We start from the raw sequence: 14,982 nt of genomic DNA, 5'->3' as shown, positions 1-14,982 counted from the left end.
CTCAGAGCAAAAATCGGTTGCTGCAATCTTCGCTGTAAAACACTGTAAACTTCGCTGTCACGCTACAGCTACAGTCACGCTACAGTCACGCTACAGCGGGATTGACGTGGGTGGTGGCTTGTGGCTATAAAATGAACAATCGTTCAATAAATGTCGGAGGCCAGGGATGTTCAATGCCGTGATGCAGTTTGATCTGGGCGAGGATGTGAACGCCCTGCGCGAGATGGTGCATCGCTGGGCGCAGGAGCGCGTCAGGCCGATGGCGGCGGAGGTGGACCGCGGCAATGTCTTTCCCCACGAGCTGTGGCGCGAGATGGGCGATCTGGGCCTGCTGGGGATCACCGTGCCGGAGGAGTATGGCGGCGCGGGGATGGGCTATCTCGCCCATGTCGTCGCCGTAGAGGAGATCGCCCGCGCCTCGGCCTCGGTGTCGCTCAGCTATGGCGCGCATTCCAACCTCTGCGTCAATCAGATCAAGCTCAACGGCTCGCCCGAGCAGAAGGCGAAATACCTGCCCGGGCTGGTCAGTGGCGAACATGTCGGCGCACTGGCCATGTCAGAGTCGGGGGCGGGCAGCGACGTGGTCAGCATGATGCTGCGCGCCGAACGGCGCAACGATCACTACCGGCTCAATGGCAACAAGTACTGGATCACCAACGGCCCGGATGCCGACACGCTTGTTGTCTATGCCAAGACCGACCCGGAGGCGGGCGCGAAGGGCATCACCGCGTTCCTGATCGAAAAGACGATGATGGGCTTCAGCACCTCGCCGCATTTCGACAAGCTGGGGATGCGCGGCTCCAACACCGCCGAGCTTATCTTCGAGGATGTCGAGGTGCCGTTCGTGAACGTTCTGGGCGAAGAGGGCAAGGGCGTGCGCGTGTTGATGTCCGGGCTCGATTACGAGCGCGTGGTGCTGGCGGGGATCGGCACCGGGATCATGGCAGGCTGTCTTGACGAGATCATGCCCTACATGGCCGAGCGAAAGCAGTTCGGCCAGCCGATCGGCTCGTTCCAGCTCATGCAGGGCAAAATGGCCGATATGTATACGGCGATGAACTCGGCCCGCGCCTATGTCTACGAGGTGGCCAAGGCCTGCGACCGAGGCGAAGTGACGCGGCAGGACGCGGCGGCCTGCTGTCTCTATGCGTCCGAGCAGGCGATGGTGCAGGCGCATCAGGCGGTGCAGGCGATGGGCGGGGCGGGCTTTCTCAACGATTCACCGGTGGGGCGCATCTTTCGCGATGCGAAGCTGATGGAGATCGGCGCGGGAACGAGCGAGATCCGGCGCATGCTGATCGGGCGCGAGATGATGGGGGCGATGGGGTGAGTCGATGCCGCGCCGCCTGATCCTTTTCCCGGTTCTGATCCTCGCCGCCGCGGTGATGGTGCTGGGACTCGTTCTTGGCGGGCGTGCCGCGACGACCACCGAGACGGAGGTGATTGACCGGGTGGCCGCCCGCTACGCGCGCGAGACCGGCTCGGCGCGTGACGACTGCGCCGCGCGGCCCGCCGTAAGCGCGGAACTGTGGCTGGTGGTGACGTGTGCGGAGTACGAATACTTCGTCGATGCCTTTGGTCGGGTGGTGGATGTGGCGCAACCGGGGAAGACGTCATGACCGCGGCGCGCCCCCTCCTGCGGCGCGCGCCCTACGCGACGTTATGCGACGGATTCCGCTGGGACATCCCGGCGCGGCTCAATATGGCGGCACAGGTCTGCGATGACTGGGTGGCGCGCGCGCCCGGGCGGCTGGCGATCCGCGATCTTTCGGACGCGGAGGCGCATGACGTGAGCTATGGCGCGCTGCGGCGCATGGCCGACGGGCTGGCGCAGGCGCTGGTGGCGCGGGGCGTGGCGCGTGGCGACCGGGTGGGTGTGCTGCGCAGCCAGGGCGCGTGGTGCGCGGCGGCGCATATCGCAATCTGGAAAATCGGCGCGATTTCAATCCCCTTGTTCAAACTCTTCCGGCAGGATGCGCTGGTCAGCCGAGTGGGGGACGCGGGCGCGAGGATCGTGATCACCGATGCCGAGGGCGTGGACATGCTGGCTCCGCTGGACGGTGTGACGGCGCTCGTCCCCGAGGCAACCGCGTTACCCGAGGGGCGTTTCGAGACCGTGAAGACCGGGCCCGAGACGCCCGCCGTTCTGATCTACACGTCCGGCACGACCGGCAGCCCCAAGGGCGCGCTGCACGGCCACCGGGTGCTGACCGGCCACCTGCCGGGCGTCGAGATGAGCCATGATTTTCTCGGGGAACCGGGCGATTGCCTGTGGACGCCTGCCGACTGGGCCTGGATCGGCGGGCTGTTTGACGTGCTGATGCCGGGGCTGGCCATCGGCGTGCCGGTGGCGGCGGCGCGGATGGCTCGGTTCGATGTCCAAGAGTGCATCAGGATCGTCCGAAAAGGTGCTGTCAGGAATGTATTTTTTCCACCAACCGCGCTGCGGATGCTGCGCGCCGAGGAGGCGCGGATCGAGGGTTTGCGCAGCGTCGCGAGCGGCGGCGAGCCGCTGGGACCCGAGATGCTCGACTGGGGGCGGTACGCCTTTGGCCTGACGATCAACGAATTCTACGGGCAGACCGAGTGCAACATGGTGGGATCGTCCTGCGGGGCGCTTTTCGAGCCGCGCCCCGGTGCCCTGGGGCGGGCCGTACCGGGTCATGAGGTGGCGGTGATCGACGGGGAGGGTCGTGAAACAGCCGGTGAGGGCGATATCGCGATCAGGCGAGGTTCGGCCTCGATGATGTTGGAATATTTCGGAAAACCGCGCGAGACGGCAGAGAAGTTCAGGGGCGATTGGCTGCTCACCGGCGACCGGGGCGTGATCGAGGACGGATACATCCGGTTCATCGGTCGTGAGGATGACGTGATCACGAGCGCCGGCTACCGGATCGGGCCTGCGGAAATCGAGGATTGCCTGCTCGCGCATCCCGATGTCTCCACGGTGGGAGTGGTGGGCAAGCCCGACCCCCTGCGCACCGAGATCGTCAAGGCCTATGTGGTGCGGCGCCCGGGGACCGGGGTGCGCGCCGCAGAGCTTCAGGCATGGGTCAGGGACCGGCTTGCAAGCTATTCCTATCCAAGGGAAATTTCATTCGTGGACGCGCTGCCGATGACCGTGACAGGCAAGGTGATCCGCAAGGAGCTAAAGGCCCGCGCCGCAGCAGAGGGTTCACCATGATGGTGCCCCGGCATGAAAAGGGGGCCGACACGCTGGCCGACCCCCAAATCGTGATCCTGATCGCGCGCGGATCAGAACCGCAGCACATAGGCGACGTTGAACACCCACGGGCTGATATCGACATCGCCGATATCGTTGCCACCGACCTCGGCGTCGGTTTCGATATCGATATAGCGGACATCGGCGCGCAGGGCGGATTTCTCGGAGAGCGCGAAATCGGCACCGGCATGCAGGGCGAGGCCCCAGGAATCATCGAGCTTGAGATTGGGGGCACCGGGACCGTCAAGCTCTTCATCGAAGAAGTAGGTGTAGTTGATCCCAGCCCCCACGAAGGGGGTGATCGTGCTCTTGTTGGTGAAGTAGTACTGCAGCGAGAGCGTCGGCGGCAGGTGCTTGGTCTCGCCCGCGTCGTTCCCGTTGATGTTCAGGTCATGGGTGAACGGCCACGAGGCCAGCAACTCGAGTCCGATGCGGTCGGCGATGAAATATTCGAACGTGATGGTCGGGCTGAGCGCACCATCGGCATCGATCTTGCCGGCAGCGGTGTTGCTGCCGTCATCCGGCTCGATCCAGCCGAGGCCGAGGCCGAGCAGCATGTCACCCTGTTGCTGGGCGAGGGCCGGGGCGGCGGTGGTGCTCATAAGGGCGGCGAGGGTGAGGGCTGTGATTTTTTTCATGGTCTTTCCACTTTCATACTGACGCTGCCGGGTATGCAGCGTGTCGGGGCAACTCACCTTGACGTGAATCAAATACGCGCAGCTCTGCCGCGCTGCGGCAATTTTGCAACAGATAACCCGCTACAGGAGGAGCAGCCATGCGTCTGACATCATCGGCGCTGCCGTCATCCGAAGGCTTTCGCGCCAATCAGGCCGCCAATCTCGAGGCGCTGCGCGTGGTGGAAGAGGCCGCCGTGGCCGCGGCCGAGGGGGGCGGCGAAGCGGCGCGCGAGCGGCACAAGGCGCGCGGCAAGATGTCCCCCCGCGACCGTGTGGCGGGGCTGCTCGATCCCGGCAGCCCGTTTCTGGAGGTGGGGGCCACGGCGGCGCATGGCCTCTATGACGGGGCGGCGCCCTGTGCGGGGGTGATCGCGGGCGTGGGCCGCGTGCAGGGGCGCGATTGCATGGTCGTGTGCAATGACGCCACGGTGAAGGGCGGCACCTATTACCCGATGACCGTCAAGAAGCACCTGCGCGCGCAGGAGATCGCCGAGGAGTGCCATCTGCCGTGCATTTACCTCGTGGATTCGGGCGGTGCGAACCTGCCCAATCAGGACGAGGTGTTCCCCGACCGCGACCATTTCGGGCGGATTTTCTACAATCAGGCGCGGATGAGCGCGAAGGGTATCGCGCAGATCGCCGTGGTGATGGGGTCCTGCACGGCAGGCGGCGCCTATGTGCCCGCGATGAGCGATGTCACCATCATCGTGAAGGGTCAGGGCACGATCTTTCTCGCCGGGCCGCCGCTCGTGAAGGCCGCGACCGGCGAGGTGGTCAGCGCCGAGGATCTGGGCGGCGGCGATGTGCATACGCGCCTTTCGGGCGTGGCGGATTATCTGGCCGAGGATGACGCGCACGCGCTGGCCTTGGCAAGGCGGGCGGTGGGCAATCTGGGGGGTGGGTTGGCACCCGTCCGGGGCTGGCAGACCCCGGAGGAGCCTGCCTATGATCCGGCGGAATTGCTCGGCGTGGTGCCCGCCGATCTGCGCACGCCCTATGACATTCGCGAGGTCATTGCGCGGCTGGTGGATGGCAGCCGCTTTGACGAATTCAAGGCGCGGTTCGGCGAGACGCTGGTCTGCGGCTTTGCCCATGTGAAGGGCTGCCCGGTGGGGATCATCGCCAATAACGGCGTGCTGTTTTCCGAGGCGGCCTCAAAAGGCGCGCATTTCGTCGAACTGTGCTCGCAGCGCCGCATCCCGCTGGTGTTCCTGCAGAATATCACCGGCTTCATGGTGGGGCGCAAATACGAGAACGAGGGCATCGCGCGGCACGGGGCCAAGATGGTGACGGCGGTAGCGACGACGAGCGTGCCGAAGATCACCATGTTGGTGGGCGGCTCGTTCGGGGCAGGTAATTACGGCATGGCGGGGCGCGCCTATCAGCCGCGATTCCTGTGGACATGGCCCAATTCCCGGATTTCCGTGATGGGCGGCGCGCAGGCGGCGGGGGTGCTGGCCACGGTCAGGCGCGACGCGATGGAGAAACGCGGCGAGACGTGGTCGGCGGAAGACGAAGAGGCGTTCAAGCGGCCCACTATGGAGATGTTCGAGCGGCAGGCGCATCCGCTTTATGCCAGCGCCCGGCTCTGGGATGATGGCTGCATCGACCCGCGCAAGAGCCGCGATGTGCTAAGCCTCAGCCTGCGCGCCGCTTTGAATGCGCCGGTGGAGGAGACACGCTTTGGCGTCTTCCGGATGTGAGGGTGGTGATGTCGGGATTTGGATATTTTTGGCAAGATGAAGCAGGGGGCGCGGGCCATGTTTGAGCGGATTCTGGTGGCCAACCGGGGCGAGATCGCGTGTCGCGTGATGCGGACGGCGCAGGCGATGGGGGTCGAGGTGGTGGCGGTCTATTCCGATGCTGACCGCGGCGCGGCGCATGTGGCGATGGCGGACGTCGCTGTGCATATCGGCGGGTCGGCCCCCTCGGACAGCTATCTGAAGGGCGAGGCGATCATCGCGGCGGCGCTCGAGACGGGCTGCGGCGCGATCCATCCCGGCTATGGTTTCCTGAGCGAGAACCCCGATTTCGTTGAGGCGGTTGAGGCGGCGGGGCTGGTATTTATCGGCCCGTCGGCGGCGGCCATTCGGGCCATGGGCCTCAAGGATGCCGCCAAGGCGCTGATGGAGGAGGCGGGCGTGCCGGTGGTACCGGGTTATCACGGCAGCAATCAGGACCCCGAGCATCTGTCGGGGGCGGCCGACACCGTCGGCTATCCGGTGCTGATCAAGGCCGTTGCCGGGGGTGGCGGCAAGGGGATGCGGCTGGTGGGGCGGCCACAGGATTTTGCCGATGCACTGGAGAGCGCCCGAGGCGAGGCGTGCACCGCCTTTGGCAACTCCGACGTGCTGATCGAGAAATTCGTCGAAAAGCCGCGCCATATCGAGGTGCAGGTGTTCGGTGACGGCACCCGCGCGGTGCATTTTTTCGAGCGCGACTGTTCCCTGCAGCGCCGTCATCAGAAGGTGATCGAGGAGGCCCCGGCACCGGGCATGACGCCTGAGATGCGCGCCGCGATGGGGCAGGCTGCGGTACGGGCTGCCGAGGCGATCGGCTATAGCGGGGCGGGCACGGTGGAGTTCATCGTCGATGGCTCGGACGGGCTGCGCCCGGATCGCTTCTGGTTCATGGAGATGAACACGCGGTTGCAGGTCGAGCATCCGGTGACGGAGGCGATCACGCGCGTCGATCTGGTTGAGTGGCAGGTGCGCGTGGCCGCCGGAGAGGGGCTGCCCGCGCGGCAGGAGGAGCTGAGCATCACGGGCCATGCCTTCGAGGCGCGGCTTTATGCCGAGGACGTTCCCAAGGGGTTTCTGCCCGCGACCGGCAGGCTGTCGCATCTGACCTTTCCGGCAGGCTGCCGCGCCGATAGCGGGGTGCGCGCGGGCGACGAGATCAGCCCGTTCTATGATCCGATGATCGCCAAGGTGATCACCCATGGCCCGACGCGCGATGTGGCGCTGCGGCGGCTGTCGCGCGCGCTGGAGCGGTGCGAGGTGGCCGGGACGGTCACCAATCTCGGATTTCTCGGTGCGCTCGCGCGGCATGAGGGGTTTGCGCGCGGCGATGTTGATACCGGGCTGATTGCGCGGGATATCGAGGCGCTGGTGGTGGTCCCGATGGCGGGACCGGGCGAGGTCGCGCTGGCGGCCTTGGCCGGGTTGGGGCTGTTGGAAGACGCGCCGGAGGCGGCGGGCTTTGTCCTGTGGCAACCGCTGGAGCGCGACGTGGTTTTGATCCATGCGGGCGATGAGATCACGGTGCGGTTGCGCACCCTCTCGGCGACGGCCCATGATCTGCGGGTGGGCGAGACATGGGTCGCGGCGCGGCGCGTGGACGGGCAGTGGCGGCTCGATGGCGCGCCCGCGCCCGGGGTGGCGGTGGACGGCGCGCGGATCACGGTCTTTGCGCGATACGGGCTGGCCTTCGATCTGGTTGACCCGCTGGCGCGGGACAGTGTGGCGGGCGGCGATGCGGCCTTGATCGAGGCGCCGATGCCGGGGCTGGTCAAGGCGGTCTTTGCCAAGGCGGGGCAGGCGGTGAGCAAGGGCGACCGGCTGGCCGTGCTGGAGGCGATGAAGATGGAGCACAGCCTGCTGGCCGCGCGCGACGGCGTGGTGGCCGAGGTGCTGGTCGCGACAGGCGATCAGGTCAGCGCGGGGGCGGCGCTGGTGCGGCTGGAGGACGACGCATGATCCGGCTTCACCATGTGCCGCTGGCGCGCTCGCTGCGGGTGCTTTGGCTGCTGGAGGAGCTGGGGCCGGAGTATGAGGTGGCCTATTACTCGATCCGCGACGGCTCGATGCGCGCGCCCGAGTTCCTGGCGCTGTCGCCGGCGGGCCGGGTTCCTGTGCTGGAGCACGAGGGGACGGTCTGGGTGGAGAGTGCGGCCATCGTGCAGATGCTGTGCGAGACCTATCCCGATGCCGGGCTGATGCCGCCGCCGGGTCATCCGGAGCGCGCGCGGTTTCTGGAAATGCTGAGCCTGTCGGAGACGGTGGGTTGTCTGCTGGAAAACCTCAACCTCAATCAGGTGTTCCTGCGCCCGCCCGCCCGCCCGTCGCCCACGGTGGTGAAGCTGTTGAATGCGCGGCTGCGGGCGGTGCTGGCTGCAATGGAGGCGCGGCTGGACGGCAATCATCTATTGCCCTCTGGATTTTCGGCGGCGGATATCATGTTTGCCTACGGGTTCGAGCTGGCGCGGTATTATGTTGATCTGAACGCCTATCCGCGTCTCATGGCCTATTGGGACCGGCTGCGCGCGCGGCCCGCCTACAGACGGGCCAAGGTGCGGGACGGGGAGCAGGATATCTATGCACAGGAATTCTATCCTGTGCCGGAGGAATGAAGATGGCCGAGAGCGTTGAAATCTTCGAAGTCGGCCCGCGCGACGGGTTGCAGAACGAGGCGGCGCGGATCGCCACGCGCGACAAGATCGCGCTTGTGAACCTGCTGAGCGAGGCGGGGTTCTCGCGCATCGAGGTGGCGAGTTTCGTAAGCCCCAAATGGGTGCCGCAGATGGCCGACTCGGGCGAGGTGTTGCGCGGGATCAGGCGCGCACCGGGGGTGCGTTATGCAGCACTTACGCCGAACATGCGGGGTCTGTCCGATGCGCTCGAGGCCGGGGCGGATGAGGTGGCGATCTTCGGGTCGGCCTCGGAGGGGTTCTCGAAGGCCAATATCAACGCCACGATCGACGAGAGCCTTGCACGGTTTGCCCCGGTGCTGGAGGCGGCCGGGGCCGAGGGGCTGCGGGTGCGCGGCTATGTCTCCTGCGTAGTTGAGTGCCCCTATGACGGGCCGGTGGCCCCGGCGGCGGTGGTGCGCGTGGCCGAGGCGCTGTGGCAGATGGGATGCTACGAGATCAGCCTCGGCGACACCATCGGGCAGGGCAGGCCCGAGGCGGTCGATGCGATGCTGGCGGCGATCTGCGATGCGCTGCCGGCGGAGCGACTGGCCGGGCATTTCCACGACACGGCGGGCCGGGCGCTCGACAATATCGAGGTCGCACTGACGCGCGGGGTGCGGGTGTTCGATGCCGCGATCGGGGGGCTGGGGGGCTGCCCCTATGCGCCCGGCGCGGCGGGGAACGTGGCGACGGAAAAGGTGCATGAGCGTCTGACGGCGCTTGGATACGAGACCGGTCTCGATCCCGATATATTGTCCGAGGCGGTGGATATGGCGCGGGCGATGCGGGGTGAGGCGCAAAAATCTTGACAAGATTTTTGGCAAATTTCTTGTGAAGAAATTTGGCGCGAGGAGGAGAGAGCATGACCGAGACGATCAGCATCGAACGGGATGCGCGCGGCGTGGTGACGCTGTGGCTGGACCGGGCCGAAAAGCACAATGCCATGTCGGCGCAGATGATCGCCGAGTTGCATCAGGCGGCCACGGATCTGGGGGCTGACGATGCTGTGCGGGTCGTGGTGCTGGCGGCCAGAGGCAAGACATTTTGCGCGGGCGGTGATCTGGGCTGGATGCGCGAGCAGTTCGACGCCGAGCCGGAGACGCGCAGCCGCGAGGCCGCCAAGCTGGCGCATATGCTGCAGGCGCTCAATACCTTGCCCAAGCCGCTGATCGGACGCGTGCACGGCAATGCGTTTGGCGGCGGTATCGGGCTGATGAGCGTGTGCGACGCGGTGACCGGGGCAGGAGAGGCGCAATTCGCATTGACCGAGACGCGGCTGGGACTGATCCCGGCAACGATTGGGCCCTACGTCGCCGCACGCATTGGCGAGGCCAAGGCGCGGCGCGTGTTCATGTCGGGCCGTCGGTTCGACGCGGATGAGGCGGTGGCGCTTGGCTTTCTCGCGCGGGCGGTTTCGGAGGCTGAGCTTGACGCGGCCATTGAGGAAGAGGTCTTGCCCTACCTCTCATGCGCGCCGGGTGCCGTGGCGCGGGCCAAGGCGCTGCTCAGGGGCTTCGGGCCGCGCATCGACGACACGGTGATCGCCGAGACTATCGGGGCGCTCGCCGAGACCTGGGCCGGGGGGGAGGCACCGGAAGGCATCGCCGCCTTTTTCGAGCGCCGCAGACCCGGCTGGCAGCAGGGGTGAGTCGCCCCCGCTTGCCGCGGCGCGGCAAGAGCTGGTCCGGTTTTCCGACCAATTGCGGCACAATACCGCATACTGCTGCATACCAAACCCAAGATTCCGGCCCCGACGGCGGGCAAACCGGCGCGGCTTCGGTTGACCGGGCAGAGGGGCGGGTTTAAGTCAGGATCATATGCAGCCAACTTGATGCGCGCGGGGCCGCGCATGAAAGGAGCCATCCCGTGGAAGAGATGCTGAGGGAATATCTCCCGATCCTGGTCCTTCTCGCGGTCGCCATCGGCCTGGGGCTCGTCCTGATCCTCGCCGCCGTGGTGCTCGCGGTGCGCCATCCCGATCCCGAGAAGGTGAGCGCCTATGAATGCGGCTTCAACGCCTTTGACGATGCACGGATGAAATTCGACGTGCGGTTCTATCTGGTGTCGATCCTGTTCATCATATTTGACCTCGAGATTGCCATGCTGTTTCCTTGGGCCGTCGCGTTTCAGGATCTGAGCATGGCGGCCTTCTGGTCGATGATGGTGTTCCTGGCGGTCTTGACCGCGGGCTTTGCCTATGAATGGCGCAAGGGGGCGATGGAATGGCAATGAATGATCGCGAAGACGCGCTGGTGACCGAGACGCTGGGCCACGGTGCCCAGAGCCCCCGGGTCAAATCCGGCCCCTCCAGCCTCGCGCCGGCCGAGGCCTATGACGCCGGCAAGGAGCTGGACCCGGCCTCGCAGGCGCTCAATGCCGAGTTGCAGGACAAGGGCTTTCTCGTCACCTCGACCGAGGACATCATCAACTGGGCGCGCACGGGCAGCCTGCACTGGATGACGTTCGGCCTTGCGTGCTGCGCCGTGGAGATGATGCACACCTCGATGCCGCGCTACGATATGGAGCGCTACGGCACCGCACCGCGTGCGAGCCCGCGCCAGTCGGACCTGATGATCGTGGCCGGAACCCTCACCAACAAGATGGCGCCGGCGCTGCGAAAGGTTTATGACCAGATGCCGGAACCGCGCTATGTGATCTCGATGGGCAGTTGCGCCAATGGCGGCGGCTATTACCACTACAGCTATTCGGTGGTGCGCGGCTGCGACCGCATCGTGCCGGTCGACATCTACGTGCCGGGCTGTCCGCCGACCGCCGAGGCGTTGATGTACGGAATCCTGCAACTGCAGCGCAAGATCCGCCGGACAGGGACGATCGTGAGATGAGCAAGGCACTCAAGGAACTGGGCGAGTACATCGAGGCCAAGCGCGCCGATTGCGTGCTGGGCTGGCAGATCGCGAATGACGAGCTCACCATCGACGTGGCACTGTCGAACATCGCCGGGCTGGCCGAGTTTCTGAAAACCGACCAGAACTGCGCCTTTTCCACGCTGGTGGACATCACCGCCGTGGACTGGCCCGAGCGCCCCAAGCGGTTCGACGTGGTGTATCACCTGCTCAGCATGTATCAGAATCACCGCATCCGCCTGCGCGTACCGGTGCGCGAAGAGGACATGGTGCGCTCGCTCTGCGGGATGTACCCGGCGGCCAACTGGTTCGAGCGGGAGGTGTTCGACATGTTCGGCATCATCTTCATCGGCCATCCGGACATGCGCCGCATCCTCACCGATTACGGCTTCCGCGGCTACCCGCTGCGCAAGGATTTCCCGACAACGGGCTATACCGAAGTGCGCTATGACGAGGTGCAGAAGCGCGTCGTCTACGAGCCTGTGAACCTGGTGCAGGAATACCGGCAGTTCGATTTCATGTCGCCCTGGGAAGGGGCCGACTATATCCTTCCCGGCGACGAGAAGGAGGACGCGAAATGATGGGCGCAGGCTATGGCATGGGTGGCGGCGGTCTGATCTTCATGCTGATCTTCGCGGTGCTGATGGTGGTGCCCTTCTGGCGGCTGCTGCCGCAGTTCGGCATCCCCAACTGGGTATCGCTGGCGGCGATCATCCCGCTGGGGGCGCTGATCCTGCTGTGGGTGATGGCGTTCCGCGACAAGTTTGACGGAGGCAGGTCATGATGGACGGCTCCAAGTTCGACGACGCCCTCACGGGCGAACAGAAAATCCGCAATTTCAACATCAACTTTGGCCCGCAACACCCTGCGGCGCACGGTGTTCTGCGGCTGGTGCTGGAGCTTGACGGTGAGCTGGTCGAGCGCTGCGATCCGCATATCGGTCTGCTGCATCGCGGCACCGAGAAGCTGATGGAGAGCCGCACCTACCTGCAGAACCTGCCGTATTTCGACCGGCTGGATTACGTGGCTCCGATGAACCAGGAACACGCCTGGTGCCTCGCAATCGAAAAGCTGACCGGCACGCCGGTGCCGCGCCGCGCGAGCCTGATCCGGGTGCTCTACTCGGAAATCGGCCGCATCCTCAACCACCTCCTGAACGTCACCACGCAGGCGATGGACGTCGGCGCGCTCACCCCGCCGCTGTGGGGCTTCGAGGAGCGCGAGAAGCTGATGATCTTCTACGAGCGGGCCTGCGGTGCGCGGCTCCACGCCGCCTATTTCCGCCCCGGCGGCGTGCATCAGGACCTGCCGCCGGAGCTGCTCGATGATACCGAAGCCTGGGCCAATGATTTCCCGCGGGTGATCGACGATATCGACGGGCTCCTGACCGAGAACCGCATCTTCAAGCAGCGCAACGTCGATATCGGCGTGGTCAGCCAGCAGGAGGCGCTCGACTGGGGTTTTTCCGGCGTGATGGTGCGCGGGTCGGGCATGGCGTGGGACCTGCGCCGTGCGCAGCCCTACGAATGCTATGACGAGTTCGACTTCCTCGTGCCGGTGGGCAAGAATGGCGACTGTTTCGACCGCTATCTTTGCCGGATGGAGGAGATGCGCCAGAGCCTGCGCATCATCCATCAGTCCATCGAGAAACTGCGCGCGCCCGAGGGGCAGGGCGATATCCTCGCCCGCGGCAAGGTAACCCCGCCCAAGCGCGGCGAGATGAAGCGCTCGATGGAGGCGCTCATTCACCACTTCAAGCTCTATACCGAGGGGTTCCACGTTCCCGAGGGCGAGGTCTATGCCGCCGTCGAGGCCCCCAAGGGCGAGTTCGGCGTCTACCTCGTGGCCGATGGCAGCAACCGGCCGTACCGGGCCAAGCTGCGCGCGCCGGGCTTTCTGCATCTTCAGGCGATGGATCATATCGCCAAGGGGCACCAGCTTGCCGACGTGGCGGCGATCATCGGCACGATGGACGTGGTGTTCGGGGAGATCGACAGGTGATCGAGCTGGGCCGTCTGAGCGCGGGGCTTGCCGGGGCCGGGGGCGTGGCGCTCGCCGTGCTGGGGCTGGCGTTCCTGCGCGACCCGGCGGCGGCGCTGCGGCTCAGCGGCCACCGTGCCGAAAACCTGCCTCCGGTGATGGCCAACCGCTATCTCGCACTTGCCGCGCTGGCGGTGCTGGCGATGTTGCACCGCGACGCGGGCGTGATCGCCGCGCTGTTCGCGGTGCTGGGTCTGATGGGCCTGCACGATGCCGCGATTTACGCCCGCGCCGGGCATGGCTGGGGCCGCCACGCGGCGGCGGGCTGTGCGGCGCTGGGCGTGGCGGGGTTGGCGTGGCTGGCCCGGGCCGGGGGGGCATGAGGATGCTGCGCCCTGCGATCCCGCTTTGCGCGCTGGGCGCGCTTGCGGCCTGCGCCGCGCTGCCGCCGGGGACCACGGAGGCGGATCTGGCGCGTTTTGATGCCGCCGCCGACAGCCTCGGTTGCACCCTGCGCGACGAGGGGGATTACCTGGCCATGGAGATCCAGACCGGGCTGGCGCGCCAGCAACTGCTGGAGCTCGCGGCCTACCGTCTGACCACCGGGGGCGCCGAGCGGCTGCCCGACGGGGGCGTGAAACTGACCACAGGAGCCTGTGCCTGAGATGCTACGCCGTCTTTACCACGAGCAGCCCGAGAGCTTTGCCTTTACCCCGGCCAACCAGGCCTGGGCCGAGGCGCAGATCACCAAGTATCCCGAAGGGCGTCAGGCGAGTGCGATCATCGCGCTTCTGTGGCGCGCGCAGGAGCAGGAGGGCTGGCTGAGCCGCCCGGCGATCGAGCATATCGCCGCGATGCTGGACATGGCCTATATCCGTGCGCTGGAGGTGGCGACCTTCTACTTCATGTTCCACCTGCATCCCGTGGGCAGCGTGGCGCATTTCCAGATTTGCGGCACCACGCCCTGCATGTTGTGCGGCTCCGAGGACCTGATCGGCGTATGCCGTGACAAGATCGCGGCGGAGCCGTTCCAGCTCTCCGAGGATGGCAGGTTCTCGTGGGAAGAGGTCGAGTGCCTCGGGGCGTGCTCCAACGCGCCGATGGCGCAGGTGGGCAAGGATTACTACGAGGATCTCACCCCCGAAGGCTTTGCCGCGATGATCGACGCTATGGCGGCGGGCGAGGTGCCGCGCCCGGGGCCGCAGAACGGGCGCTATGCCAGCGAGCCCGCGTCGGGATTGACCAGCCTCAAGGAATTCGAGAGCGGGCGCGCGCCCCACAATGCCAGCGTCGCCCGTGCGCTCGATCTTGGCGACACGATCAAGCGCATCGACGGCACCGAGGTGCCGCTTGCCGCGCCCTGGCGCGACCACGGGGCCAATCACGCGCCCGCGCCCTCGGCGGTGGTGCAAAACGAAGAGCCGGTGGCCATCACCGCGAAGGGGGCGAGGCCCGGGGGGGCCGTTCCCGCGCCGGAGTCCGAGGTTACCAAGACCGAAGAGCGTGGCAAGGCCGGGAGTGCGCCCGCCGGCGGCACCCGCCCTGCGACGCTGGACGGACCGCGCGCGGGCAAGGCCGACGATCTCAAGAAGATCAAGGGCGTGGGACCGAAGCTGGAAAAGCTGGCCAACGAAATGGGGGTCTACCATTTCGATCAGATCGCGAACTGGACCGAGGCCGAGATCGCCTGGGTCGATGACAATCTCGTAGGCTTCAAGGGGCGCGTCAGCCGCGACGCTTGGGTCGAGCAGGCCAAACTGCTGGCCGAGGGCAAGGAGACGGAGTTCTCCACCCGGGTCAAGAAAGGCGAGGTCTATTGACCGCGCC

Annotated in this window: 17 protein-coding genes; 16 read left to right on the top strand and 1 reads right to left on the bottom strand. The window is 66.1% G+C overall.

The window, feature by feature from the left end:
- The first annotated feature begins 166 nt into the window (after positions 1 to 166).
- From ACFFU4_RS13660 to ACFFU4_RS13650, 3 genes are read left to right on the top strand one after another with little or no spacing between them, the layout of a single operon-like run.
- Positions 167 to 1,330: an isovaleryl-CoA dehydrogenase gene (locus tag ACFFU4_RS13660; protein ID WP_377070325.1), complete on the top strand. Its 1,164-nt coding sequence runs from the start codon at positions 167 to 169 to the stop codon at positions 1,328 to 1,330.
- Between the two features lie 4 nt (positions 1,331 to 1,334).
- Positions 1,335 to 1,619, top strand: coding sequence for a hypothetical protein (locus ACFFU4_RS13655; protein ID WP_377070324.1), 285 nt, complete (start codon positions 1,335 to 1,337; stop codon positions 1,617 to 1,619).
- Positions 1,616 to 3,184 carry an AMP-binding protein gene (locus tag ACFFU4_RS13650; RefSeq protein WP_377070323.1) on the top strand — a complete coding sequence of 523 codons (1,569 nt, stop codon included), beginning with the start codon at positions 1,616 to 1,618 and terminating at the stop codon, positions 3,182 to 3,184. Before ACFFU4_RS13655 ends, ACFFU4_RS13650 begins: the two co-directional genes overlap by 4 nt.
- 71 nt (positions 3,185 to 3,255) lie before the next feature.
- Here the strand turns inward: ACFFU4_RS13650 and ACFFU4_RS13645 are convergent, their stop codons facing one another.
- Complete coding sequence (locus ACFFU4_RS13645) at positions 3,256 to 3,861, bottom strand: OmpW/AlkL family protein (RefSeq protein ID WP_377070322.1); 606 nt, start codon at positions 3,859 to 3,861, stop codon at positions 3,256 to 3,258.
- A gap of 137 nt (positions 3,862 to 3,998) precedes the next feature.
- On the opposite strand from ACFFU4_RS13645, the gene ACFFU4_RS13640 reads away from it, so the two are divergent.
- The 13 genes from ACFFU4_RS13640 (at position 3,999) to ACFFU4_RS13580 (ending at position 14,975) form a co-directional block, all read left to right on the top strand.
- Positions 3,999 to 5,603 carry a carboxyl transferase domain-containing protein gene (locus ACFFU4_RS13640; RefSeq protein WP_377070321.1) on the top strand — a complete coding sequence of 535 codons (1,605 nt, stop codon included), beginning with the start codon at positions 3,999 to 4,001 and terminating at the stop codon, positions 5,601 to 5,603.
- 57 nt (positions 5,604 to 5,660) lie between these two features.
- Positions 5,661 to 7,598 (top strand): acetyl/propionyl/methylcrotonyl-CoA carboxylase subunit alpha, encoded by a 1,938-nt coding sequence (locus ACFFU4_RS13635; protein WP_377070320.1) that lies wholly within the window; start codon positions 5,661 to 5,663, stop codon positions 7,596 to 7,598.
- The gene (locus ACFFU4_RS13630; protein WP_377070319.1) at positions 7,595 to 8,251 is read left to right on the top strand and encodes a glutathione S-transferase family protein; all 657 of its coding nucleotides are present in this window, start codon (positions 7,595 to 7,597) and stop codon (positions 8,249 to 8,251) included. The genes ACFFU4_RS13635 and ACFFU4_RS13630 overlap by 4 nt, the downstream gene beginning before the upstream one ends.
- 2 nt (positions 8,252 to 8,253) lie before the next feature.
- A complete protein-coding gene (locus ACFFU4_RS13625) occupies positions 8,254 to 9,120 on the top strand; it encodes a hydroxymethylglutaryl-CoA lyase (protein WP_377070318.1) in 867 nt (288 codons plus the stop codon).
- Positions 9,121 to 9,173: 53 nt separating this feature from the next.
- Positions 9,174 to 9,959: a crotonase/enoyl-CoA hydratase family protein gene (locus ACFFU4_RS13620; RefSeq protein ID WP_377070317.1), complete on the top strand. Its 786-nt coding sequence runs from the start codon at positions 9,174 to 9,176 to the stop codon at positions 9,957 to 9,959.
- A gap of 218 nt (positions 9,960 to 10,177) precedes the next feature.
- The gene (locus ACFFU4_RS13615; RefSeq protein ID WP_104018769.1) at positions 10,178 to 10,543 is read left to right on the top strand and encodes an NADH-quinone oxidoreductase subunit A; all 366 of its coding nucleotides are present in this window, start codon (positions 10,178 to 10,180) and stop codon (positions 10,541 to 10,543) included.
- Positions 10,534 to 11,154, top strand: coding sequence for a NuoB/complex I 20 kDa subunit family protein (locus ACFFU4_RS13610; protein WP_377070316.1), 621 nt, complete (start codon positions 10,534 to 10,536; stop codon positions 11,152 to 11,154). The genes ACFFU4_RS13615 and ACFFU4_RS13610 overlap by 10 nt, the downstream gene beginning before the upstream one ends.
- A complete protein-coding gene (locus ACFFU4_RS13605; protein ID WP_377070315.1) occupies positions 11,151 to 11,756 on the top strand; it encodes an NADH-quinone oxidoreductase subunit C in 606 nt (201 codons plus the stop codon). The genes ACFFU4_RS13610 and ACFFU4_RS13605 overlap by 4 nt, the downstream gene beginning before the upstream one ends.
- Entirely contained in the window at positions 11,753 to 11,959 is a 207-nt protein-coding gene (locus ACFFU4_RS13600) for a hypothetical protein (RefSeq protein ID WP_377070314.1), read from the top strand. The genes ACFFU4_RS13605 and ACFFU4_RS13600 overlap by 4 nt, the downstream gene beginning before the upstream one ends.
- A complete protein-coding gene (locus ACFFU4_RS13595) occupies positions 11,959 to 13,176 on the top strand; it encodes an NADH-quinone oxidoreductase subunit D (protein ID WP_377070344.1) in 1,218 nt (405 codons plus the stop codon). The genes ACFFU4_RS13600 and ACFFU4_RS13595 overlap by 1 nt, the downstream gene beginning before the upstream one ends.
- On the top strand, positions 13,173 to 13,538 hold the full coding sequence (locus ACFFU4_RS13590; RefSeq protein ID WP_377070312.1) for a hypothetical protein: 366 nt from the start codon (positions 13,173 to 13,175) through the stop codon (positions 13,536 to 13,538). Before ACFFU4_RS13595 ends, ACFFU4_RS13590 begins: the two co-directional genes overlap by 4 nt.
- Positions 13,539 to 13,540: 2 nt before the next feature.
- Positions 13,541 to 13,819, top strand: coding sequence for a hypothetical protein (locus tag ACFFU4_RS13585; protein ID WP_377070311.1), 279 nt, complete (start codon positions 13,541 to 13,543; stop codon positions 13,817 to 13,819).
- 1 nt (position 13,820) lies between these two features.
- Positions 13,821 to 14,975 (top strand): NADH-quinone oxidoreductase subunit E, encoded by a 1,155-nt coding sequence (locus tag ACFFU4_RS13580; protein WP_377070310.1) that lies wholly within the window; start codon positions 13,821 to 13,823, stop codon positions 14,973 to 14,975.
- Positions 14,976 to 14,982: the final 7 nt, after the last annotated feature.

The organism is Roseovarius ramblicola (assembly GCF_042430665.1).
In the GTDB taxonomy this organism is placed as follows: Bacteria; Pseudomonadota; Alphaproteobacteria; order Rhodobacterales; family Rhodobacteraceae; genus Roseovarius; species Roseovarius ramblicola.
The sequence above is the reverse complement of the archived record's forward strand: the minus strand, read 5'-3'. Positions and strand labels throughout refer to the sequence as shown.

What these genes read in the sequence shown, in the direction of transcription:
- ACFFU4_RS13640 (WP_377070321.1), top strand. Translation starts at nt 3,999, where the DNA reads ATGCGTCTGACATCATCGGCGCTGCCGTCATCCGAAGGCTTTCGCGCC.
- ACFFU4_RS13655 (WP_377070324.1), top strand. Translation starts at nt 1,335, where the DNA reads ATGCCGCGCCGCCTGATCCTTTTCCCGGTTCTGATCCTCGCCGCCGCG.
- ACFFU4_RS13595 (WP_377070344.1), top strand. Translation starts at nt 11,959, where the DNA reads ATGGACGGCTCCAAGTTCGACGACGCCCTCACGGGCGAACAGAAAATC.
- ACFFU4_RS13585 (WP_377070311.1), top strand. Translation starts at nt 13,541, where the DNA reads ATGCTGCGCCCTGCGATCCCGCTTTGCGCGCTGGGCGCGCTTGCGGCC.
- ACFFU4_RS13600 (WP_377070314.1), top strand. Translation starts at nt 11,753, where the DNA reads ATGATGGGCGCAGGCTATGGCATGGGTGGCGGCGGTCTGATCTTCATG.
- ACFFU4_RS13620 (WP_377070317.1), top strand. Translation starts at nt 9,174, where the DNA reads ATGACCGAGACGATCAGCATCGAACGGGATGCGCGCGGCGTGGTGACG.
- ACFFU4_RS13645 (WP_377070322.1), bottom strand. Translation starts at nt 3,861, where the DNA reads ATGAAAAAAATCACAGCCCTCACCCTCGCCGCCCTTATGAGCACCACC.
- ACFFU4_RS13625 (WP_377070318.1), top strand. Translation starts at nt 8,254, where the DNA reads ATGGCCGAGAGCGTTGAAATCTTCGAAGTCGGCCCGCGCGACGGGTTG.
- ACFFU4_RS13605 (WP_377070315.1), top strand. Translation starts at nt 11,151, where the DNA reads ATGAGCAAGGCACTCAAGGAACTGGGCGAGTACATCGAGGCCAAGCGC.
- ACFFU4_RS13660 (WP_377070325.1), top strand. Translation starts at nt 167, where the DNA reads ATGTTCAATGCCGTGATGCAGTTTGATCTGGGCGAGGATGTGAACGCC.
- ACFFU4_RS13635 (WP_377070320.1), top strand. Translation starts at nt 5,661, where the DNA reads ATGTTTGAGCGGATTCTGGTGGCCAACCGGGGCGAGATCGCGTGTCGC.
- ACFFU4_RS13580 (WP_377070310.1), top strand. Translation starts at nt 13,821, where the DNA reads ATGCTACGCCGTCTTTACCACGAGCAGCCCGAGAGCTTTGCCTTTACC.
- ACFFU4_RS13610 (WP_377070316.1), top strand. Translation starts at nt 10,534, where the DNA reads ATGGCAATGAATGATCGCGAAGACGCGCTGGTGACCGAGACGCTGGGC.
- ACFFU4_RS13650 (WP_377070323.1), top strand. Translation starts at nt 1,616, where the DNA reads ATGACCGCGGCGCGCCCCCTCCTGCGGCGCGCGCCCTACGCGACGTTA.
- ACFFU4_RS13630 (WP_377070319.1), top strand. Translation starts at nt 7,595, where the DNA reads ATGATCCGGCTTCACCATGTGCCGCTGGCGCGCTCGCTGCGGGTGCTT.